20 protein-coding genes are annotated in these 20,507 nt (G+C 71.1%); 7 read left to right on the top strand and 13 right to left on the bottom strand.

Features of this window, described 5'->3' with window-relative positions:
* Nucleotides 1–270: 270 nt before the first annotated feature.
* Together tyrS and B8W67_RS01045 are read right to left on the bottom strand one after the other, a co-directional pair.
* Nucleotides 271–1,581 (bottom strand): tyrosine--tRNA ligase, encoded by a 1,311-nt coding sequence (tyrS, locus tag B8W67_RS01050; protein WP_085301852.1) that lies wholly within the window; start codon nucleotides 1,579–1,581, stop codon nucleotides 271–273.
* Nucleotides 1,582–1,605: 24 nt separating this feature from the next.
* A complete protein-coding gene (locus B8W67_RS01045; RefSeq protein WP_069392356.1) occupies nucleotides 1,606–2,217 on the bottom strand; it encodes a DNA-3-methyladenine glycosylase in 612 nt (203 codons plus the stop codon).
* 59 nt (nucleotides 2,218–2,276) lie between these two features.
* Between B8W67_RS01045 and B8W67_RS01040 the strand changes: the two genes are divergently transcribed.
* The 3 genes from B8W67_RS01040 to B8W67_RS01030 are packed head-to-tail and all read left to right on the top strand — an operon-like array spanning nucleotide 2,277 to nucleotide 4,443.
* Nucleotides 2,277–3,035 carry an ABC transporter ATP-binding protein gene (locus tag B8W67_RS01040; RefSeq protein WP_085301850.1) on the top strand — a complete coding sequence of 253 codons (759 nt, stop codon included), beginning with the start codon at nucleotides 2,277–2,279 and terminating at the stop codon, nucleotides 3,033–3,035.
* Nucleotides 2,969–3,826 (top strand): ABC transporter permease, encoded by an 858-nt coding sequence (locus tag B8W67_RS01035; protein WP_069392354.1) that lies wholly within the window; start codon nucleotides 2,969–2,971, stop codon nucleotides 3,824–3,826. The genes B8W67_RS01040 and B8W67_RS01035 overlap by 67 nt, the downstream gene beginning before the upstream one ends.
* Entirely contained in the window at nucleotides 3,823–4,443 is a 621-nt protein-coding gene (locus B8W67_RS01030; protein WP_069392353.1) for a TetR/AcrR family transcriptional regulator, read from the top strand. The genes B8W67_RS01035 and B8W67_RS01030 overlap by 4 nt, the downstream gene beginning before the upstream one ends.
* Here B8W67_RS01030 and B8W67_RS01025 read toward each other — a convergent pair.
* A complete protein-coding gene (locus B8W67_RS01025; protein WP_069392352.1) occupies nucleotides 4,409–4,618 on the bottom strand; it encodes a Trm112 family protein in 210 nt (69 codons plus the stop codon). The two genes, B8W67_RS01030 and B8W67_RS01025, sit on opposite strands and share 35 nt — an antisense overlap.
* 68 nt (nucleotides 4,619–4,686) lie before the next feature.
* On the opposite strand from B8W67_RS01025, the gene B8W67_RS01020 reads away from it, so the two are divergent.
* The gene (locus B8W67_RS01020; protein ID WP_085301849.1) at nucleotides 4,687–5,460 is read left to right on the top strand and encodes a hypothetical protein; all 774 of its coding nucleotides are present in this window, start codon (nucleotides 4,687–4,689) and stop codon (nucleotides 5,458–5,460) included.
* Here B8W67_RS01020 and B8W67_RS01015 read toward each other — a convergent pair.
* On the bottom strand, nucleotides 5,439–8,429 hold the full coding sequence (locus B8W67_RS01015; protein ID WP_235671926.1) for an acyl-CoA synthetase: 2,991 nt from the start codon (nucleotides 8,427–8,429) through the stop codon (nucleotides 5,439–5,441). The genes B8W67_RS01020 and B8W67_RS01015 overlap by 22 nt on opposite strands.
* Before the next feature lie 142 nt (nucleotides 8,430–8,571).
* Here B8W67_RS01015 and B8W67_RS01010 point away from each other — a divergent pair, with 142 nt between their 5' ends.
* The 3 genes from B8W67_RS01010 (at nucleotide 8,572) to B8W67_RS01000 (ending at nucleotide 11,776) form a co-directional block, all read left to right on the top strand.
* On the top strand, nucleotides 8,572–9,399 hold the full coding sequence (locus tag B8W67_RS01010) for an acyl-CoA thioesterase (protein WP_085301845.1): 828 nt from the start codon (nucleotides 8,572–8,574) through the stop codon (nucleotides 9,397–9,399).
* Nucleotides 9,400–9,424: 25 nt separating this feature from the next.
* Entirely contained in the window at nucleotides 9,425–11,218 is a 1,794-nt protein-coding gene (locus B8W67_RS01005; protein ID WP_085301843.1) for an ABC-F family ATP-binding cassette domain-containing protein, read from the top strand.
* 78 nt (nucleotides 11,219–11,296) lie between these two features.
* Nucleotides 11,297–11,776 carry an MPT63 family protein gene (locus B8W67_RS01000; RefSeq protein ID WP_085301841.1) on the top strand — a complete coding sequence of 160 codons (480 nt, stop codon included), beginning with the start codon at nucleotides 11,297–11,299 and terminating at the stop codon, nucleotides 11,774–11,776.
* Here B8W67_RS01000 and B8W67_RS20465 read toward each other — a convergent pair.
* Genes B8W67_RS20465 through argC form a run of 9 tightly spaced genes read right to left on the bottom strand, consistent with a single transcriptional unit; the run spans nucleotide 11,695 to nucleotide 20,507 of the window.
* Nucleotides 11,695–12,111 carry a tetratricopeptide repeat protein gene (locus B8W67_RS20465; RefSeq protein WP_133056028.1) on the bottom strand — a complete coding sequence of 139 codons (417 nt, stop codon included), beginning with the start codon at nucleotides 12,109–12,111 and terminating at the stop codon, nucleotides 11,695–11,697. The two genes, B8W67_RS01000 and B8W67_RS20465, sit on opposite strands and share 82 nt — an antisense overlap.
* Before the next feature lie 6 nt (nucleotides 12,112–12,117).
* On the bottom strand, nucleotides 12,118–13,530 hold the full coding sequence (gene argH / locus B8W67_RS00990; protein WP_085301837.1) for an argininosuccinate lyase: 1,413 nt from the start codon (nucleotides 13,528–13,530) through the stop codon (nucleotides 12,118–12,120).
* A gap of 4 nt (nucleotides 13,531–13,534) precedes the next feature.
* Nucleotides 13,535–14,731, bottom strand: coding sequence for an argininosuccinate synthase (locus tag B8W67_RS00985; RefSeq protein ID WP_069392346.1), 1,197 nt, complete (start codon nucleotides 14,729–14,731; stop codon nucleotides 13,535–13,537).
* Nucleotides 14,732–14,764: 33 nt separating this feature from the next.
* Complete coding sequence (locus B8W67_RS00980) at nucleotides 14,765–15,265, bottom strand: arginine repressor (RefSeq protein ID WP_069392345.1); 501 nt, start codon at nucleotides 15,263–15,265, stop codon at nucleotides 14,765–14,767.
* The gene (gene argF, locus B8W67_RS00975; RefSeq protein WP_069392344.1) at nucleotides 15,262–16,188 is read right to left on the bottom strand and encodes an ornithine carbamoyltransferase; all 927 of its coding nucleotides are present in this window, start codon (nucleotides 16,186–16,188) and stop codon (nucleotides 15,262–15,264) included. Before argF ends, B8W67_RS00980 begins: the two co-directional genes overlap by 4 nt.
* Nucleotides 16,185–17,360 (bottom strand): acetylornithine transaminase, encoded by a 1,176-nt coding sequence (locus tag B8W67_RS00970; protein ID WP_085301835.1) that lies wholly within the window; start codon nucleotides 17,358–17,360, stop codon nucleotides 16,185–16,187. The genes argF and B8W67_RS00970 overlap by 4 nt, the downstream gene beginning before the upstream one ends.
* Entirely contained in the window at nucleotides 17,357–18,265 is a 909-nt protein-coding gene (gene argB / locus B8W67_RS00965; RefSeq protein WP_085301823.1) for an acetylglutamate kinase, read from the bottom strand. Before argB ends, B8W67_RS00970 begins: the two co-directional genes overlap by 4 nt.
* On the bottom strand, nucleotides 18,262–19,458 hold the full coding sequence (gene argJ, locus B8W67_RS00960) for a bifunctional glutamate N-acetyltransferase/amino-acid acetyltransferase ArgJ (protein WP_085301821.1): 1,197 nt from the start codon (nucleotides 19,456–19,458) through the stop codon (nucleotides 18,262–18,264). Before argJ ends, argB begins: the two co-directional genes overlap by 4 nt.
* Nucleotides 19,455–20,507, bottom strand: a complete 1,053-nt coding sequence (argC, locus tag B8W67_RS00955; RefSeq protein WP_372507468.1) for an N-acetyl-gamma-glutamyl-phosphate reductase — start codon at nucleotides 20,505–20,507, stop codon at nucleotides 19,455–19,457. The genes argJ and argC overlap by 4 nt, the downstream gene beginning before the upstream one ends.

The raw sequence follows: 20,507 nt of genomic DNA, 5'->3' as shown, positions 1-20,507 counted from the left end.
GGCCAAGAATGTGGCAAAAAACAACAACAAACAAAAACCACCAAACACACTATTGAGTTCTCAAACAACACACCCTGCTCCGGCCGCGCGACGACCGCCGGCGATTAGCCGTAGGACGTAGAGCGGACGGCGAGGAAACCCACCGAAGTGGTGTCTCCTCTGGGACGCCGCCGCGCTGGCGCGGGAATCCCGCGTCGCGGCGACGACTCATAAGTTACGTGAGGGGCGGCTGGGAGTCAAATCCCCTGCTAGGGCCGGTATCTCGCTGCGCTACTTGGCGGTGTCGGCGGTGGCACCGTGGACGCCGGGGCCGGCCTCGACGCCCGCAATGTGGCGCTTGCCACGTCGCAGCACCAGCCAGCGGCCGTGCAGGAAGTCGCCGACGCTCGGGGCCCACTCGACGCTGTCGATCCGGACGTTGTTCACCGAGACCCCGCCCTCGCCGATCGTGCGCCGGGCCGCGCCCTTGCTCGCCGAGAGCCCGCTGGCGACCAACAGGTCCACGATGCCGTCCGGGTCGCCGGGGGTCAGGCGGGCGACCGGCGTCTCGGCGAGCGCGGCGCCGAGGGTGGCCTCGTCGAGCCCGCCGAGGTCGCCGCGGCCGAACAGTGCCTGGCTGGCCTGCTCGACGGCGGTGGTGGCGGCCTGCCCGTGCACCAGGGTGGTGATCTCGCGGGCCAGCCGCCGCTGCGCGGCGCGTTGCTGGGGACGTTCGGCGGTGGCGGTCTCCAGCTCGGCCAGTTCCTCGGCCGATGAGAACGTGAACCAGCGCAGGTAGCGCATTACGTCGGCGTCGGCGGTGTTGACGAAATACTGGTAGAAGGCGTACGGGCTGGTCAGCTCCGGGTCCAGCCACAGGTTGCCGCCACCGGTGGACTTACCGAATTTCGTCCCGTCGGCCGCGGTGACCAGGGGCACCGTCAGGGCGTGCACGGTCTGCCCGAGCTGTTGGCGTACCAGTCGCACCCCGGCGACGATGTTGCCCCACTGGTCGGAGCCGCCGATCTGCAGGGTGCACCCGTGGCGGCGGTGCAGCTCGACGTAGTCGTTGGCCTGCAGCAGCATGTAGCTGAACTCGGTGTAGGAGATGCCGTCGGAGTCCAGCCGCCGGCGCACGGTCTCGCGGTCGAGCATGGTGTTCACCGAGAAGTGCTTGCCCAGATCGCGGAGGAAGTCCACCGCGCTGAGCCGCTGTGTCCAATCCAGGTTGTTCTCCACGATCGCGCCGGTGGGCCCGTCATCGAAGTCGACGAAGCGCGCCAACTGCTCGCCGATGCGGCCCACCCACGCCGCGACCGTGTCCGACGACTGCAGCGTGCGCTCCCCGGCGTCGCGGGGGTCGCCGATCAGTCCGGTCGCCCCGCCGGCCAACACGATCGGGCGATGGCCGGCCTGCTGGAACCGGCGCAGCGTCAACAGCGGCACCAAATGCCCGGCGTGCAGGCTCGGTGCGGTCGGATCGAAGCCGGCGTACACGGTCAGCGGGCTGCGCGTGGCGGCGGTCAGTGCGTCCCGATCGGTGGACTGCGCGATCAGCCCCCGCCAGTCGAGCTCGTCGAGAATCTCCGAAGGGCTACCCATGGGGGAAGTTTCGCAGAACGCCCGTCAGTCGCTGTCCCCCGGTGCCGGTGCCCGGGGGCTGCGTTTGTAACTCGACACCTCCGGGTGGTCGGGCAGCCAGAGCCGCCAACGCCGGTCGGCGGCGCTGCTGACCCCGACCCGGGGGCCGGTCGCCGCGGGCTGCGGGGCGTTGAGGGTCAACCGCACCGGGCTGGTCGGGTCGAACAGGTCCAGACCGTTGTCGTCGAGGGTGATCCCCAGCGCGGCACACAGATTTCCCGGCCCGCGCGCCAGCGCCACCGGCCGGTGCTGCTCGCCGCGGCGCGCCCGGGCCACGGCGGCCCCGTCGACGATCGCCGCGGCCCGCAGCAGCGCGGCCGCCGCGGTGCCGTCGGGGCCGCAGGCGACGTTGGCGCAGATGTGGATGCCGTAGCTGCGGTAGGTGTACAGGTGCCCGGGCGGGCCGAACATCACCCGGTTGCGCCCGGTCGGCCCCCGATAGGAGTGCGCGGCCGGGTCCGGCCACGGGCCGTCGGGGACCCCGCCGTAGGCCTCGACCTCGACGATGACCGCGCGCACTCCGCGCCCGGTCAGCGTCGCGCCGAGAACACGACGGGCCGCGGCCAGCGGTTCGGTCTGCAGTTCGTCGGGGCCCATCGCCTCGATTCTGCCCAACCGGTGTTGACATCCCGCCCCCGGTGGTTCATATTCATCACATGATGAGTTCATCAGTTGATGAATTAAGGGCTGTCGAGCCCGCGGTCCGCGTCGACCGGTTGCAGGTGGTGCGCGGTGGCCGTCCGGTCCTGCACGACCTCAGCCTGCAGATCCCCCGCGGCACCATCACCGGACTGCTGGGCCCGTCGGGATGCGGCAAGACCACGCTGATGCGCTGCATCGTCGGCACCCAGATCGTGGAGTCGGGCGCGGTAACCGTGCTCGGGCGCCCCGCCGGGTCGGCGTGGCTGCGCCGCCGGGTCGGCTACGTCACCCAGGATCCGACCGTCTACCCCGACCTGCGGGTCATCGACAACGTGCGCTATTTCGCCGCGCTGTACGGGGCGGCGACCGGCGACGCCGACGCCGCCGTGGACACCGTCGGGCTCACCGACCAGCGCACCAACTTCGCCGCGGACCTCTCCGGCGGTCAACGCATCCGGGTGTCGTTGGCGTGTGCGCTGGTCGCCCGCCCGGCCCTGCTGGTGCTCGACGAGCCCACCGTCGGGCTCGACCCGGTGCTGCGCACCGAACTGTGGGCACAATTCGACGCGTTGGCGAAGGCCGGCAGCACGCTGCTGATCTCCAGCCACGTCATGGACGAAGCCGACCACTGCGGGCGGCTGCTCCTGCTGCGCGACGGGCGGCTGTTGGCCCACACCTCCCCCACCGAGTTGCGAAAGGACACCGGATGCACGTCACTGGAAGACGCGTTCCTGTCGATCATTCGGCGCAGCACCGCCGACGCCCGGGGGTGAGGACGCCCGACGGCCCCCGCGGTGGCCGATTGCGCTGGGGGCTACGGCCGTATCTGGCCACCACGGCGCGGATCCTGCGCCAGCTGGCCACCGACCGGCGCAGCGTGGCGATGATCGTGGTGGTGCCCACGGCGATCATCACGTTGATGTACTTCATGTTCGAAAACGCCCCACACCCGCCGGGCAGCCCGCCGCCGTTCAGCACCGCCTGTCTGATCCTGCTGGGGCTGTTCCCGCTGTTTTTGATGTTCATCATCACCTCGATCACGATGCAGCGCGAACGTGCCTCGGGCACCCTTGAGCGGATCCTGACCACCCCGCTGCGCCGGTTGGACCTGCTGGCCGCCTACGGCACAGCGTTCTCTGTGGCCGCTGTTGCCCAGGCCAGTTTGGCGTGTGCGGTGTCGTTCTGGTTCTTGGGATTTCGCACCGAAGGCAATCCCGCCTGGGTGTTTCTGATCGCGATCGTCAACGCGATCCTCGGAGTGGGCCTTGGCCTGTTGTGCAGTGCGTTCGCCCGCACCGAATTCCAGGCGGTCCAGTTCATCCCGGTGGTGATGGTGCCGCAGCTGCTGCTCGCCGGGATCATCGTGCCGCGTCCGGTGATGGCCGACTGGCTGCAATGGATCAGCAACGTCATGCCCGCGAGCTACGCGCTCGAGGCGCTCCAACAGGTCGGTGCCCACCCGGGCCTCACCGGGATCGCCGCGCGCGACATCGCCGTGGTGATCGGCTTCGCGCTCGCCGCGCTCGGCCTGGCGGCGGCGACGCTGCGGCGCCGGACGCCGTGAGTGCCGACGCCGCCCGGCGGCGCCGCGGCCGCCCGCCGGGGCACAGCGACACCCGCGAACGGATCCTGACCAACGCGCGCGACCTGTTCGCCAACCGCGGGTTCGCCGGCACCTCCGTGCGGGCCATCGCTGCCGCCGCCGGCGTCGACTCCGCCCTGGTGCACCACTATTTCGGCACCAAACAACAGTTGTTCGCCGCGGCGATCGACGCACCCGTGGACCCGATGACCATCCTGATCCCGCTGCGGGAACTGCCCCTGGACGAACTCGGGCACCGCTTGCCCGCGATCCTGTTGACACTGTGGGATTCCGCGGCCGGCGCCGGACTGTTGGCCACCTTGCGCACGCTGCTCACCGGCGGCGACGTCCCACTGGCGCGGTCGTTCTTCCGCGACATCGTCGTGGCCGAGCTGTCCGCGCGGGCCGACGATCCGCCGGGCAGCGGTGTGGTGCGGGCGGAATTCGTGGCCAGCCAGCTGATGGGGATCGTGGTGGCGCGCTACATCGTCGGATTGGAGCCGATGGCGTCGCTGCCCGCCGACGCGGTCGTCGCGATGATCGGCCCGACGCTGCAGCGCTATCTCAGCGGGGAGCTGCCGGATCCGCTGCGGCCATGAGGCGCTCGTGTTCGTCGTCGTCGACGTCGCGAGCCTCGTCGATGAGCAGCACCGGGATGCCGTCATCGATGCGATAGGCGCGCCGGAGCCGCGGGTTGTAGAGCACGGTCGGCCCGCAGGCCAACAGCGGACCCCGGTCGTCGGGGCAGACCAGCAGCGGGAGCAACTCCGGCAACCAGGCGGGCGCGGCGGGCTGAGCAGAAGACACACCGCAGCCTAACCCGGCGACCTAAGATCCAGGTCATGATGCGGTGGGCGCCGATCGGGACGACGGTGTTCGCTGTGGCGCTGCTCGCGGCGTCCCCGGCGCGCGGTGACGAGATGCCCGACTGCTCCGACATCGAGCGCCCCGCCATCGGAGCGGCCAGCGACTGCCGCACCGTCTCCACCGACCGGCTCGGACTGACGTTCGAGGGTCACACCACCACCGTCGGGCCGCACAGCTATCGCACCGCGGTCACCGTGATCGCCCCGGGCCGGGGCAGCCCCCAGGTCATCACCGAGGACACCGACCACGACTACGGTCCGCGGTACCTGCTGCGCGATCTCGATGCCGACGGGCGCGACGAACTGCTGATCATCACCGACTCCGGCGGCACCGGCGGGGAGACCATGACGGTGTGGCGTGCCCGGGGCGAGGAGACGACGTACGCCCCGGCCGGCGAGGTGTTCGGATTCCGCACCTTCTGGCAGACCGCCGACGGATTCACCGCTCAATACGCCCACCTCGGGGCGCGCGCGGGCACCGTGACCCTCTCGCGGTTCGTCGACGACCATCTGGTCACGGTGGCCGAACTGCGGGTGCAGGCCGCCGACTGGGCCGATCCGCCCGGGCATGTGGACTGGGAGACCCACGGCGCCACCAAGTGCGCGTTGAGCGAGGACGATTACCCGCCGGGGGCGCTGGCGGCGCGCACCGCGGCACTCCGCGACGCCGGCATCGATCCGGCAGGGGCCCAGCACCGGTTCTGCGCCGAACCGTGGGTCGCCAGCCTCTACGACCGCTCGGGTTCCTGACCCGCGGTGTCGGCGCCGATCAGCGCCTTGCGCACGGCGGCGGTCAGCCGTTTGTACTGGCCGGTCTCGGCGTCCAGATACCAGGTGGTGCGGCCGGCCTTGGGCAGACCGGCGTGCGGCAGGTCGCCGGTGGTCGGGCGATAGGTGCTGCTCAGCGGCAACGTCGCCACCACGTGCACCAGATCGGGGGGCTCGCCCACCGGCAGTTGCGCCATCGCCTCGTGCAGACCGGCCGGGGTCACCGTGGCGCCGGCGGTCACGGTGATCGCCGCGATCGCGTACTGCGTCGATCCGACGGTGACCGCGTAGGTGGCGGCCAGGTCGACACCGTTGATCAGCCCCAGCGCGTCGGTGACCGGGACCGGGTAGACCACACCGCGGGCGGTGTGGATCACCGCCCCGCGTCCACCGGCGAGCCAGTAATCCCCGTCGGCGTCCCGCCAGAACAGATACTCCGTGGACACCCAGGTATCGGCCGGGGCGAACACCCCGCGTTTGACCGAGGCGGCCGGGTCGATCGGGCCGCGCGAGCGGGCCAGCAGCACACCCACCTCGTCGGTCTCGGCGACCTGCACGAACCCGTCGTCGGTCTCCAGAATCAGGTCGTGTTCGGCGTCGTAGGCGGCCAGTTGCGCCTCCCCCGCGCCGGGCAGTGGCCGGCCCTTGCTGCCCACCTTCGCCCCGGAGACGTTGGCCAACACGGCCTGGCCGTCGGTGGTGGCGAAGAACTCCACCACGTGCGCCGGGGCGAACGCCTCGGTGACCCGCTGCCACAGCCCGGTCGGCAGCCCCGAGCCGATGAACAGCCGCACCGGATGGTTGCCGTGCAACGCGAACCCGGGATCCTTGATGACCTCGTCGAGCATCGCCCAGGTGTAGGACACCACGGTGACGCCGTACTGGCGGACTTCGGCGACGAACCGGTCCGGGCGCAGCCCCCGGGACAACGCGATGCGGGTCCCACCGACCACCGCGCCGCCGAGGCTCACCAGCAGCCCCGACTCGTGGTGCAGCGGGGTGAGGCAGTAGACGGTGTCGGTGTGGTCCAGCGACGCGGCCGAGGCGGTCCCGAACGCCGACAGCGCCCACCGGTAGTTGGTGATCTGTTTGGCGACCAGTTCACCGCCCACCCGGCTGAACGCGATGAACGCCAGGTCGCGCGCGTAGCCGGGGTTGGCCCGATACCATCCGGGCAGGGTGACCGCGTCGGGGTCGATCTGCTCCATGTCGATGACGTCACTGTCGTCGGGCAGGTGCAGGTCGCGGGCCTCCCCGCCCCCGAGAACCAGCACCTGGCACGGCAGCCCCCGGGCCGCGTCGAGGTTGGTGGGGTCGGTGAGCAGCTCACTGACGCCGCCGATCTGCACGGCGGTGGCCAAGTCGCTGCCCGGTGGCATCAGCACCGACACCGCGCCCAGCCGTGACAGCGCCGCGATCGCGACCAGCGCACTCGGGCGGGTCTCCATCAGCACGCCGACGTGGTCGCCCTGGCGCACCCCGACCTCGATGAGGCCGCGCACCACGTTGTTGATGCGGCGGTTGACCGCCTCGTAGGTGTGGACCCGGCCGTCGAAGAGCAGGAACTCCCCGGCGGGGGCGTCGGCGGCCTGCTCGTCGATGATGCGGCCCAACGAGATCCGGGTGTGGTCGTTGATCTGGCCGAGTCGGGCCAGCCGGGGCAGGGTGCGTACCGTCTCGATGGCCAGCGTGCGCACCGACTTGTTCGCGGCGACCACCGCGGTCGCGGCTCCGCGGGCAAGGGTCAACACCATCTCCGAGGCCTCACCGAGCCCGTGGGCCACCCGCGAGCTGATCGGTACGCCACTGTCGGCGTGCTCGGCAGGCTGGTCGGCCATCGGCACGATCCCGGCCGGTTTCGGCCCCTGCTCGACGATCCACAACACCCAGTCGGCCACCGTCGGCCACGTCAGCTCGGCGGCCTTGGAACCCACCACCAGACCGAAATGACCGGCGCGCAAGAGATATTCGTAGACGTCGCTGTTGGGTGCGGCGCGTCGGATGCCGCGCACCGCCGGCGGTTGGCCGATGTCGTCGACCTCCCCGACGAAGGCCAGGATCGGGCAGGTGATGTCGGTCAACGTCACCAACTGGCCCCGGATGGCGAATCCGCCGGTCATCATCCTGTTGTGGGCGATGAACAGCTTGAGCAGCTCCGAGATCGCCGGCCCCGACCAGGCGATCCAGCCGTCGGAATCCAGGAAGCGGCGCTGCTGTTCGCGGGCCAGCAGCGCCTCGCGGTCGTGGAGCTGGCGGACGAACTCCAGTCGCGCCTTGGCGGTCTTCAGCGGGTCCATCATCTGGAACCCGGTGCGGGCCAACCAGCTCGGGATGTCCAGCCGGGTGAACACGTGATCGGCCATGAAGTTGGCGGCCGTGGTCGCCAGATCCGACGGGACGCCCATCGGCAGTGACGCCAGCGCGTCGACCGGTGACCCGAACGCCACGATGCTCGCGATGTTCTTCGAGCGCCGGTAGGCGGCAGTCTGGTAGCAGAACATCCCGCCTTGGGAATACCCCGCGAGGTGCACGTCGTGACCGGTGGTGGCGCGCACGGTGTCGATCGCCTCACTCAGCGCGACGACGTGGTCGGCGAGGTCGCGGTCCATGCCACCCTCGACCTTGTCCGGCGAGCCGAAATCAATGACCCAGGCGTCCAATCCGGCCGCGTGCAAGATGCCCACCGCGCCCTCGTCGCGTGTGACGTCCCACATGTCGGCCGCCATCATCATCGGGTGCACCATCAGCACCGGCGGGCCGGCCGGCGGTTGCCCGGGGCGGCTGTCCGGCGGAAAGTACCGCCGCAGCTTGTACATCGGCACGCTCTCAACGATCTGGAACGGCGAGGGCACGCTGCCGGTTTCCAGTCCGCCCAGTCGGAGTACCTCCAGCCCGTTCTGCGCGGTCGCCATCAAGCGGTCCAGCGGTCGTTTGACCGCCGAGAGGTTCATCTCCAACGCATTGCTCCCCTGCCTAGCTGATCCGGCCATCATAAAACCTATCGGTCCACGCCAGCGCGGGTGTGGGATCCGCCCGATGCGACCGGCAGCCGGGCTGAGCGCCCCACCAAGCGGTCGATAGGGTGGTTGGGCCATGACCGCCACCGACAACGCCGAGAACCGCCGCCGTGACGGGAACGAGCCGAGTTGGCTGGCGCGGCTGCTGGACTTCGACCGTGCCGGGGACACGTTCGTCGTCCGCACCATCGAGGCCGGTCCGGCACCCCGGCTGTTCGGGGGGCTGATCGCCGCCCAGGCCCTCGCCGCGGCCGGGCGCACCGTCGACGCCGACAAGCCACCGCACTCGCTGCACGCCTATTTCGTGCGCGGCGGTCACTACGACGCGCCGTTGCACATGCAGGTGCAACGCATCCGCACCGGCCGGTCCTTCGACACCCGCCAGGTCAGCGTCCGGCAGGACGACGCGGTGATCTTGGAACTCATCGCCTCGTTCCACCACCCCGAGCCCGGCGCCGACTGGCATCCTGACGTCGAGTCCGCGCTGCCGTTCGACACGTCGGTGCCCAAGCAGCCGGTGCTGCAGTACACCGACCGATTCGAGATCCGCACCGATCCGCGGGACCGCTCACCGTATGCGGTGCCGCCGTATTGGATCCGCACCCGCGACCCGCTCGGCGACGATCCGCTGATCTGTGCCTGCGCGCTGACGTTCATCTCCGATCTGGGGCCGGTGCCCGCGGTACGCCCGCCGGGTACCGAGCTGGATTTCGGCTCCGCGTTCGCCACCAGCTTGGATCACTCGATCTGGTTCCACCGTCGATTCGCCCCGCACCAATGGCATCGCTACGAGGTCGCCGCCGCCAACAACAGTGACAGCCGCGGCCTGGCCCGCGGGGCGCTCTACGACCGCGCCGGGGCGCTGGTGGCCAGCACCGCCCAGGAGGCGCTGTGGCGGGTGTGACGGACCGGTCGGGGCGGTAGCGGCGATGGCCCATCTGCTCGGGGCGGAGGCCCTGCATCTGGAGTACGCCAGCGGCGTGGTGCTGGAGTCGGTGAGCCTCGGCGTCGACGAGGGCGACCGGATCGGCATCGTCGGGCGCAACGGCGACGGCAAATCCTCGCTGCTGGGCCTGCTCACCGGCCAGATCACTCCCGACGGCGGACGGGTCACCCACCGCGCCGGGCTGCGGGTCGGGGTGCTGGACCAAGACGACACCCTGCCCGCCGGGCAGACGGTGGGGCGGGCGCTGGTCGGCGACGCCGCCGACCACGAGTGGGCCGCCGATCCCCGCATCCGCGACGTGGTCGCCGGGCTGGTCTCCGACCTGGACTGGCGGGCCGCGGTGGACACCCTCTCCGGCGGGCAACGCCGCCGGGTGCAACTGGGTGCGCTGCTCATCGGCGAGTGGGACGTGATCGCCCTCGACGAGCCCACCAACCACCTGGATCTGCAGGGCATCCACTGGCTCGCCACGCACCTGCGCAACCGCTGGTCGCGCTCCACCGGGGGGCTGCTGCTGATCACCCACGACCGCTGGTTTCTCGACGAGGTCGCCACCACCACCTGGGAGGTCCACGACGGGGTCGTCGAACCCTTCGACGGCGGCTACGCGGCGTATGTGCTGGCCCGGGTCGAGCGGAACCGCCAGGCCGCCGTCGCGGAGAACAAACGGCAGAACCTGCTGCGCAAGGAGTTGGCCTGGTTGCGCCGGGGCGCCCCGGCGCGCACCTCCAAACCGAAGTTCCGCATCGACGCGGCCACCGCGCTCATCGCCGACGTGCCGCCGCTGCGCAACGGCGTCGAGCTGGCGAAACTGGCGACCGCCCGACTCGGCAAGAACGTCGTCGACCTGCTCGACGTCACGGTGTCGTTCGGGCAGGCCCGGGACTCTGCCGACGCCGTGCCGGTGTTGCGCGACATCGAGTGGCGGATCGGGCCCGGTGAGCGCACCGGCATCCTCGGGGCCAACGGCGCCGGAAAATCCACCTTGCTGGGGTTGATCGCCGGGACCGTGACACCCGATTCCGGCCGGGTCAAACGGGGCAAGACCGTTGAGCTGGCCATGCTCGACCAACGCATGGGGCAGCTGTCCGACCTCGCCGACGACCGGGTCGCTGACGTGATCAGCGAGCTGCGCAGCGGCTATCAGGTCGGCGGTCGGGAGTTGACCCCCGCCCAGTTGCTGGAACGGCTCGGATTCGACCGCGGTCGACTCGCCGCGCGGGTACGCGAACTCTCCGGCGGGCAGCGCCGCCGGCTGCAGTTCATGCTCACGTTGCTGGCGGAGCCGAACGTGCTCATCCTCGATGAGCCCACCAACGACGTCGACACCGACATGCTCACCGCCATCGAGGATCTGCTCGACGCCTGGCCGGGCACCCTCATCGTCGTCTCCCACGACCGGTATCTGCTGGAGCGGGTCACCGACCAGCAGTACGCGATCCTCGACGGGCGGCTGCGCCATCTGCCCGGCGGTGTCGAGGAATACCTGCGCCTGACCGCCGCCGGTCCCGAGCCCGCCACGTCACGCCCGGCGCCGGACAAACCGGTGCGCAGCGTCGGCGCGCAGCAGCGCGCCGTGCACAAGGAGATCGCCGCGATCGATCGTGCCCTGGCCAAGCTGGCCGAGCGGATCGCCGCCGTGCACCGGGCGATGGCCGACCACGACCCGAGCGATCATGTCGGCCTGGCTGCACTCACCGCCGACCTCGACGCGCTGCACCAGCAGGTCAGCGAGCGCGAGCAGCGCTGGTTGGAGCTCGCGGAGCTGGCCGAATAGCCGCGGTTTTCCTGTCGCCGGTGCCGCTGGTGGACGTAAAATGAGGCGGCACAAGCGCCGGCACCGACGGAGGACATCATGAGCATCGTCACGGCGAGCAGACTGACCCTGAGCACCCTGATCCTGGCGGTCGTGGCGGTGCTGACCGCACCGCTGGCCGCCGCCAGCCCACCGACCGTCGGCGCGCTCGGCGACACCCTGGAGATGACCGACACCGTCGGGCAGGTCCAGTATTCGTGGCGGGTCGCCGCGCTGCAGCCCAGCACCGACGCGGTGCCCGGCTACCCGGTGGCCGGGCGGCTGTGGGAGGCCACCGCCACCGTGCACGCCGTTCGCGGCACCGTGACCCCGGCGATCTCCCAGTTCAACGCCGTCGCACCGGGGCAGGACAGCTACCGGGTGCTGTGGCAGGTCGCCGCGCCGACCACGATCAGCGGCGCCACCATCGCGCAGGGCGCCAGCGCGACCGGGAAGATCTACTTCGACGTCACCGGGGCGAATCCCCGTGACGTCACCATGAACAACGGCATGGAGGATCTGCTGATTTGGCGCGGCTGAATCGACCGGCGGTGATGCGACGGTGACCGCGACCCGGAATTGGACAAACTGCGCGCCACCGTCGCCGAGTACCCCGACGTCATCGAACTGCGGGTGCGGCTGATCGGGTTGCTCGTCGCGGGTGGCCACCACGCCGACGCCCTGGTGCAGGCCGGTGAGGCGGTGACGATGTCGCCGGCCTGCAGCGCCACCGCCGCCAACTCCGTCAGCAGTCGGGGGTCATCGGGCTCGGAGGTCAGCGCGGCGCGCAGCGCGGCGTCGGCATCGGCGAGCTGGCCCAATTCGGCCAGCAGCTGCGCCCGTTCGATGACCGCGTCGACGTCCGGCTCACTCATCGACGGTTACCTGTGCAGCCGGTCGCGCTGATCATCGACGCGTCGGCGCAGCCGGTCGAGTTGCTCGGCGACACGCTGCGGCGCGGTGCCCCCGCGGGCATTGCGGGAGGCCACCGAACCCTCGACGGAGAGGACCTCGCGCACCCGCGGGGTCAGATCGGTGCTGATCGCGGCCAACTCGTCGTCGCGCAACTCCTCGAGTCCGACGCCGCGCTGCTCGGCTGCGCGCACCGCTGCCCCGGCGGTCTCGTGCGCCACCCGGAATGGGACTCCTTGGCGTACCAGCCATTCGGCGATATCGGTCGCCAGGGTGTAGCCGGCCGGAGCCAGCTGCGCCATCCGCTCGGTGTCGAACCGCAGGGTCGCGATCAGCCCGGTCATCGCCGGCAGCAGCATCTCCAGCTGCGCCACCGAGTCGAACAACGGTTCCTTGTCCTCCTGCAGATCCCGGTTGTAGGCCAACGGTTGCGCCTTCAACGTCGCCAGCAGGCCGGTGAGGTTGCCGATGAGTCGGCCCGATTTGCCGCGCGCCAACTCGGCGATGTCGGGGTTCTTCTTCTGCGGCATGATCGAGGAGCCGGTCGACCACGCGTCGTGCAAGGTGACGTAGCCGAATTCCGTGGAGCTCCAGATGATGATGTCCTCGGCGAGCCGGGACAGATCGACCCCGATCATCGCGAACACGAACGCCGCCTCGGCGGCGAAATCGCGGGCGGCGGTGGCGTCGATCGAGTTGTCCGCGGCCGCGGCGAACCCCAGGTCGGCGGCGATCGCCTCCGGGCTCAGCCCCAATGACGACCCGGCCAGCGCCCCCGACCCGTACGGCGAGACCGCGGTACGGGCGTCGAAGTCCAGCAACCGGTCGACGTCACGCAGCAGCGGCTGGGCGTGGGCGAGCAGGTGGTGGGCCAGCAGCACCGGCTGGGCGGATTGCAGATGGGTCTTGCCGGGCATGACCGCGCCCGGGTGTGCCGCCGCCTGCCCGGCCAGTGCATCGACGAGCTCCAGCACCCCGGCGCCGACCCGGCGCACCGCGTCGCGCAGCCACATCCGGAACAGCGTGGCGACCTGGTCGTTGCGCGACCGGCCGGCCCGCAACCGCCCGCCCAGGTCCGGGCCGACCCGCTCGATCAGCCCGCGTTCCAACGCTCCGTGCACATCCTCGTCGGACTCGGCCGGTGCGAACGTGCCGTCGGCGACATCGCCGTCGAGGCGGTCGAGCCCGGCGAGCAGCCCGTCGCGCTGCTCGGCGGTGAGCAGCCCCGCGGCGAACAGCACCTTCGCGTGTGCCCGCGACGCCGCGATGTCGTAGGGGGCCAACACCCAGTCGAAGTGGGTGGACTTGCTCAACGCCGCCAACGCCGCCGACGGCCCGTCGGCGAACCGCCCGCCCCACAGCGACCCCTCGTTGGTGCTCATGTGCTCACCGCAGGTCGCGCTGGGCGGCGATCTTCGACGACAGCCCGTGCAGGTGCACGAAGCCCTTGGCGGCGGACTGGTCGAAGCTGTCGCCCTCGTCGTAGGTGGCCAGGTTGAAGTCGTAGAGCGACTCGTCGCTGCGCCGGCCGTTGACCGCGATGTGCCCGCCGTGCAACACCAGCCTCACCTCCCCGGAGACCCGCTGCTGGGTGTGCGCGACGAACGCGTCCAGCGCCGATTTCAGCGGCGAGAACCACAACCCGTCGTAGACCAGTTCGGTCCACCGCTGGTCGGTGTGGCGTTTGAACCGGCCCAGCTCGCGTTCCAGCGTGACGTGCTCCAACTCGGTGTGGGCCGCGATGAGCACCATCGCGCCGGGCGCCTCGTAGATCTCGCGGCTCTTGATCCCGACCAGCCGGTCCTCCACCACGTCGAGGCGGCCCACCCCCTGGGCCCCGGCGCGGCGGTTGAGTTCCTCGATCGCCTCGAGCACCGAGACCCGACGCCCGTCGATACTCACCGGCACCCCGGCCTCGAACCCGATGATCACCTCGTCGGGGGTCGACCAGTTGGTCGTCGGGTCCTCGGTGTAGTCGTAGACGTCCTTGGTGGGCGCGTTCCACAGGTGTTCGAGGAACCCGGTCTCCACCGCGCGGCCCCACACGTTCTGGTCGATGGAGAACGGTGAGCGTTTGGTGACGTTGATCGGGATCGCGTTCTCCTCGGCGAACGCGATCGCCTTCTCCCGGGTCCAGGCATAGTCGCGCACCGGGGCGAGAACATCGAGATCCGGTGCCAGCGAAGCGAACCCGACCTCGAAGCGCACCTGGTCGTTGCCCTTCCCGGTGCAGCCGTGCGCCACGGTGCCGCCGCCGTGCTCACGGGCGGCGGCCACCAGGTGTTTGACGATCAGCGGTCGGCTGATCGCCGACACCAGCGGGTAGCGGTCCATGTACAGCGCGTTGGACCAGATGGTGGGCAGGCAGTATTCGTCGGCGAACTCGTCGCGGGCGTCGACGACGACCGCCTCGACCGCGCCGCAGTCCAGCGCGCGCTGGCGCACCACCTCCATGTCCTCGCCGCCCTGCCCGAGGTCGATGGCGACCGCGACCACCTCGCGGCCGGTCTCCTGACCGATCCAGCTGATCGCCACCGACGTGTCCAGGCCGCCGGAGTAGGCGAGGATGACGCGATCGGACATGAGAGGGACTCCTTGTGCTCGAGGGTGGTCGGGTCAGGTGAGGTTATCGAGTGCGGCGGCCAACTCCGCGCCGGTCATCGGTTCGCGGGCCAACACGAAGATGGTGTCATCACCGGCGATGGTGCCGGCCACCGAGGGCAGTGCCGCCCGGTCCAGGGCGCTGGCCAAGTAGTCCGCCGCGCCCGGCGGGGTGCGCAGCACCGCGATGTTGCCGCTGGCGTCGGTGCCGACGAGCAACTCCCCCAGCAGCCGCGCCAACCGGTCGGTGCCGCCGCTGACCGCACGCACCGGGCTGCCGTCCTCGGGGATGACGTAACCGCCGGCGCCGTCTTTGCTGCCGCGCAGCTTCACCGCGCCGAGCTCCTCGAGGTCCCGGGAGAGGGTGGCCTGGGTGACCGCGATCCCCTCGGCGGCCAGCAGATCGGCCAGCTCGGCCTGGCTGTGCACCTGCGCCGACGCCAGCAGTGCCACGATGCGGGCCTGCCGGCCCGCCCGGGTGGCCGGGCCGGTCGGCGCGGCCGACGCGCTGCTCACCGGCGCTGCTCCAGCAGCCACACCAGCAGCGCCTTCTGGGCGTGCAGCCGGTTCTCGGCCTCGTCCCACACCGCGCTGGCCGGCCCGTCGATGACCGCGTCGGTGATCTCCTCGCCGCGGTGGGCGGGCAGGCAGTGCAGCACCATCGCGTCGTCGGCGGCGTGGTCGAGCAGGGCGGTGGTGATCGCGTAGGGCCGGAACGGGCCCACCCGGTCGCGGCCGTCGTCCTCCTGGCCCATCGACGTCCAGGTGTCGGTGACCAGCACGTCGGCGCCGGTGGCGGCGGCCACTGGATCCTCGGTCAGCGTCACCGAGGCGCCGACCTCGGCCGCCCGGCGCCGTGCCGCGTCGACCACCGCCGGGTCGGGCCGGAACTGCTCCGGGGCGGCGACGGTGACGTGCAGCCCGGCGGTGACCCCGCCCAACAGCAGCGAATGGGCCATGTTGTTGGCGCCGTCGCCGAGGTAGCACAGTCGCAGCCCCGCCAGCCGCCCCTTGCGTTCGGCGATCGTCTGCAGATCGGCCAGCACCTGGCAGGGATGGAAGTCGTCGGAGAGCGCGTTGACCACCGGCACCGTCGCGGTGCTCGCCATCGCGGTCAACCGGTCCTGGCCGAAGGTGCGCCACACGATCGCGTCGACGTAGCGCGACAGCACCCGGGCGGTGTCCTCGAGGGTCTCGTCACGGCCCAGCTGCGTGGACCGGCCGTCGACGACGACGGCGTGCCCGCCGAGTTGTGCGACCCCCAGCTCGAAGGAGAACCGGGTGCGGGTGGAGTTCTTGTCGAAGATCACCGCGACCCCGCGCGGGCCCGCCAGCACCCGGCGGCTGTGCGGGGCGGTTTTCAGCTCGGCGGCCAGCGCGAGCACCTCGGCCTGCTCGGCGGGGCTCAGGTCGTCGTCACGCAGGAAATGGCGGATCACGAGGCGGCCTCCCGGGCGGCGTCGAGGATGGCGGGCAGGGCGGTGACGAACGCGTCGAGCTGCCCGTCGGTGATGATCAGCGGCGGGGCCAGCCGCACCACGTCGGGCGCGGCGGCGTTGAGCAGGAAACCGGCGTCGCGGGCCGCGGTCTCCACCGCCTTGGCGGCCGGGGCGCGCAGCACCACCCCCAGCAGCAGGCCGCGCCCGCGCACGTGGTCGACGAGCGGGTGGTCCAGTCCCTCGATGCGGTGCCCCAGGGCCTTGCCCACCGTCGCCGCCCGCGCCACGAGGTCCTCGGCGGCCAGCGTCTGCAACACCGCCAGCCCGGCGGCCGCACAGACCGGGTTGCCGCCGAAGGTGCTGCCGTGCGTGCCGGCGGTGAGCAGCTCCCCGGCTGCGCCGATGCCCAGGCACGCTCCGAGCGGCAACCCACCGCCGAGGCCCTTGGCCAGGGTGATCACGTCGGGGACCACGCCGTCGTGCTGGCAGGCGTAGAAGGTGCCGGTGCGCCCGACGCCGGTCTGCACCTCGTCGAGGATGAGCAGGGCACCCGCGGCAGCGGTGATCTCGCGGGCGGCCGCCAGATAGCCGTCGGGCGGCATCACCACGCCGCCCTCCCCCATGATCGGTTCGAGGATCACCGCGGCGGTGTCGGTGTCGACGGCGGCGGCCAGTGCGGCGGCATCGCCGTAGGGCACATGGGTCACCTCACCGGGCAGCGGGGCGAACGGGGCCTGTTTGCCGGGTTGGCCGGTGAGGGCCAGTGAGCCCATCGTGCGGCCGTGGAAGGCGCCCTCGGCGGCGACGAGATGGGTGCGGCCGGTGAGCCGGGAGATCTTGAACGCCGCCTCGTTGGCTTCCGCGCCGGAGTTGCAGAAGAACACCCGGGCGGGCGTGCCGAGGCGTTCCACCAGCGCCTCGGCCAGTGCGATACCCGGCTCGGTGGCGTAGAGGTTGGAGGTGTGCCCCAACGTGGCGACCTGGTGGCCGACCGCCTCGATCACCGCCGGGTGGCGATGCCCGAGCACGTTGACCGCGATCCCGGCCAACAGGTCGACGTACTCGGTGCCCGCGGTGTCGGTGACCACCGCACCGTCCCCGCTGACCAGGCTCAGCGCCGGGGTGCCGTAGTTGGGCATCATCACCGCCGCCCAGCGTTGCTGCAGCGTCATCTGTGCGGGTCCTCCTCGTCGGTGCGCCCGGCAGTGGGATCGCTGACCTTGGTTCCGGTTCCGGCGTCGGTGAACAACTCGACCAGCACGCAGTGCGCGACCCGGCCGTCGATGATGTGGGCGCTGGGCACCCCGCCGGCCACCGCGCGCAGGCAGGCTTCCACCTTCGGCACCATCCCGGACTCCAGCTGCGGCACCAGCTGCGCCAGTGCGGCCGTGTCGATCTCGCTGACCAGCGAGTCGGTGTCGGGCCAGCGGGTGTAGAGCCCCGCCACATCGGTGAGCATCAGCAGTTTCTCCGCGCCGAGGGCCGCGGCCAGCGCGGCCGCGGCGGTGTCGGCGTTGATGTTGTGCACCACCCCGTCGGCGTCGGGGGCCAGGGTCGAGACCACCGGGATGCGTCCGGCGGCGATCAGGTCGCGCACCGCGTCGGTGTTGACCTGCGCCACGTCGCCGACCAGACCGATGTCGGTGGCGACCCCGTCGACGGTGACGTTGCGGCGCACCGCGGTGAACAGCGCGGCGTCCTCACCGGTGATGCCGACCGCGTACGGTCCGTGCGCGTTGATCAGCCCGACCAGCTCGCGGCCGACCTGACCGAAGAGCACCATCCGCGCCACCTCGAGCACCTCCGGGGTGGTGACCCGGAAGCCGCCCTTGAAGTCGCCGGGCACCCCCAGTCGGGCCAGCATCCGGCTGATCTGCGGACCGCCGCCGTGCACCACCACCGGGTGGATCCCGCAGTTGCGCAGAAACGCCATGTCGGCGGCGAAAGCCTGCTTGAGGTTCTCGTCGGTCATGGCGTTGCCGCCGTATTTGACCACGACGATGCGGCCGTGCAGCTGTTTGAGCCAGGGCAACGCCTCCGCGAGCACCTGGGCCTTCACCGCGGTCGGGATGCTCATGAGCTGTACGCCGAGTTCTCTTCGACGTAGCCGTGCGACAGATCCGAGGTGCGCACGGTGGCGGTGCCGGCGCCGGCGGCCAGGTCGACGGCGACGGTGATGTCGGCTCCGGACAGGTCCACCGATCGTGCCCCGGCGACCGGCGCCCCGGCTTGGAACACCGCGAAGCCGTTGAACGACACCACAATCGCATCCGGATCGATGGTGAACGGCGCCATACCGACTGCGGCGAGAACCCGGCCCCAGTTCGGGTCGGAGCCGAACAACGCGGTTTTGACCAGGGAGTCGCGCGCCACCAACCGTGCGACGCACAGCGCGTCGTCGTCGCTGGCCGCGCCGGTGACGGTGATGCTCACCCGCTTGGTGCCGCCCTCGGCGTCGGCGAGCAACTGCACACACAGGTCGTCGCAGACCCGCCGCACCGCCTCGTCGAGATCGGCCTGGCTCGGGGTGATCTCGCTGGCCCCGGAGGCCAGCAGCAGCACGGTGTCGTTGGTGGAGCAGCAGCCGTCGATGTCGAGCCGGTCGAACGTCACCGCCGTGGCCGCCCGCAACGCGCGGTCGAGCATCGCGGCGTCGGCGACGGCGTCGGTGGTGATCACCACCAGCATGGTCGCCAGCGACGGCGCCATCATGCCCGCGCCTTTGGCCATCGCCCCGACCGTCCAGTTTTGGTCATGGTGCAGCGCAGCCTGTTTCGGGACCGTATCGGTGGTCATGATCGCCCGGGCGGCTTCCTCGCCGCCGACGAGTCCACCGGCCATCTCCTGGACCAGGTGCTCGACGCCGGGCAGCACCTTGTCCATCGGGAGCCGGTCGCCGATCAGCCCGGTCGAGCAGACCGCCACTTCCACCGCGCCGGTCTCGGTGCCCCAGGTCGACAGCGCCGCGGCGACCGCCTCGGCTGTGGCGTGGGTGTCAGCGAAGCCGTCCGGCCCGGTGCAGGCGTTCGCCCCACCGGAGTTGAGCACCACCGCGCGCAGCCGCCCGGTGGTCAGCACCTGCCGGCTCCACAGCACCGGGGCGGCCTTCACCTGATTGCGGGTGAACACCCCGGCCGCGGCGTAGTCGGGCCCCTCGTTGAACACCAACGCCATGTCCGGCGCACCGGTGGACTTGATGCCGGCGGCGACACCGCCGGCCCGGAATCCCGCCGGCGCGGTCACCCCCTGATCGTGCAGCAGCCGGGTCACGGGGCCACCCCGACCACCGACAGCCCGGCGGTCTCCGGCCAGCCCAGCGCGAGGTTCATCGACTGCACCGCGGCACCGCCGGTGCCCTTGACCAGGTTGTCGATCGCGGCGATCGCCACGAACGTCGACGCGTCGGTGTCCACGGCGACCGACAGGTGCACCGCATTGCTGCCGATCACCGCACCGGTGCGCGGCAGCTGTCCCTCCGGCAGCAGATGCACGAACGGCTCACTGCCGTAGGCGGTCTCATAGACCTCGCGCAGCTGTGCGGCCGACGCCCGGGTCGGTGCGGTGCAGGTGGCCAGGATTCCGCGGGCGGCGGGGATGAGCACCGGGGTGAACGAGACCGCGACGTCACGGCCGCTGACGGTCCGCAACTCCTGGGCGATCTCCGGGTTGTGCCGGTGCGCCCCGGCGATGTTGTAGGCGCGTGCCGACCCGATCACCTCCGAGCCGAGCAGGTCGGTTTTGGCGGCCCGACCGGCCCCGGAGGTGCCACTGACCGCCACCACGGTGATCTGCGGGTCGATGAGGTCCGCGGCGACCGCAGGCAGCAGCGCCAGCAGCGCGGCGGTGGGATAGCAGCCGGGCACCGCGATGCGCCGCGCCCCGTGCAACCGGTCGCGCGCCCCGGGCAGCTCCGGCAGCCCGTAGGGCCAGTTGCCGGCGTGCGGAGATCCGTAATAGCGCTGCCACACCTCGGCGTCGGTGAGGCGGAAGTCCGCACCGCAGTCAACGATGAGGGTCTGCTCCCCCAGTTCCTCGGCCAGCCGGGCCGAATGTCCGTGCGGCAGTGCGAGGAACACCACGTCGTGGCCGGCCAGCGTCTCGACGTCGGTGGGTGCGAGCACCCGGTCGGCCAGCGGCACCAGGTTCGGCGCGTGCAGGCCGAGGCGGTCCCCCGCGCTCGACGCCGCGGTCAGCGCCCCGATCTCCAGCCGGCCGTCGGCATAGGCGGGATGCCCGAGCAGCAACCGCAGGATCTCACCGCCGGCGTATCCACTGGCCCCGGCCACCGCCACCGTCACTGTTCCCGACATGGCCACCAT

Origin of the sequence: Mycolicibacillus koreensis (assembly GCF_002104795.1) — a bacterium.
Classification (GTDB): domain Bacteria; phylum Actinomycetota; class Actinomycetes; order Mycobacteriales; family Mycobacteriaceae; genus Mycobacterium; species Mycobacterium koreense.
The sequence above is the reverse complement of the archived record's forward strand: the minus strand, read 5'-3'. Positions and strand labels throughout refer to the sequence as shown.

What these genes read in the sequence shown, in the direction of transcription:
- tyrS (WP_085301852.1), bottom strand. Translation starts at nt 1,581, where the DNA reads ATGGGTAGCCCTTCGGAGATTCTCGACGAGCTCGACTGGCGGGGGCTG.
- B8W67_RS01045 (WP_069392356.1), bottom strand. Translation starts at nt 2,217, where the DNA reads ATGGGCCCCGACGAACTGCAGACCGAACCGCTGGCCGCGGCCCGTCGT.
- B8W67_RS01040 (WP_085301850.1), top strand. Translation starts at nt 2,277, where the DNA reads ATGATGAGTTCATCAGTTGATGAATTAAGGGCTGTCGAGCCCGCGGTC.
- B8W67_RS01035 (WP_069392354.1), top strand. Translation starts at nt 2,969, where the DNA reads ATGCACGTCACTGGAAGACGCGTTCCTGTCGATCATTCGGCGCAGCAC.
- B8W67_RS01020 (WP_085301849.1), top strand. Translation starts at nt 4,687, where the DNA reads ATGATGCGGTGGGCGCCGATCGGGACGACGGTGTTCGCTGTGGCGCTG.
- B8W67_RS01015 (WP_235671926.1), bottom strand. Translation starts at nt 8,429, where the DNA reads ATGAACCTCTCGGCGGTCAAACGACCGCTGGACCGCTTGATGGCGACC.
- B8W67_RS01010 (WP_085301845.1), top strand. Translation starts at nt 8,572, where the DNA reads ATGACCGCCACCGACAACGCCGAGAACCGCCGCCGTGACGGGAACGAG.
- B8W67_RS01005 (WP_085301843.1), top strand. Translation starts at nt 9,425, where the DNA reads ATGGCCCATCTGCTCGGGGCGGAGGCCCTGCATCTGGAGTACGCCAGC.
- B8W67_RS01000 (WP_085301841.1), top strand. Translation starts at nt 11,297, where the DNA reads ATGAGCATCGTCACGGCGAGCAGACTGACCCTGAGCACCCTGATCCTG.
- B8W67_RS20465 (WP_133056028.1), bottom strand. Translation starts at nt 12,111, where the DNA reads ATGAGTGAGCCGGACGTCGACGCGGTCATCGAACGGGCGCAGCTGCTG.
- argH (WP_085301837.1), bottom strand. Translation starts at nt 13,530, where the DNA reads ATGAGCACCAACGAGGGGTCGCTGTGGGGCGGGCGGTTCGCCGACGGG.
- B8W67_RS00985 (WP_069392346.1), bottom strand. Translation starts at nt 14,731, where the DNA reads ATGTCCGATCGCGTCATCCTCGCCTACTCCGGCGGCCTGGACACGTCG.
- B8W67_RS00970 (WP_085301835.1), bottom strand. Translation starts at nt 17,360, where the DNA reads ATGACGCTGCAGCAACGCTGGGCGGCGGTGATGATGCCCAACTACGGC.
- argB (WP_085301823.1), bottom strand. Translation starts at nt 18,265, where the DNA reads ATGAGCATCCCGACCGCGGTGAAGGCCCAGGTGCTCGCGGAGGCGTTG.
- argC (WP_372507468.1), bottom strand. Translation starts at nt 20,507, where the DNA reads ATGGTGGCCATGTCGGGAACAGTGACGGTGGCGGTGGCCGGGGCCAGT.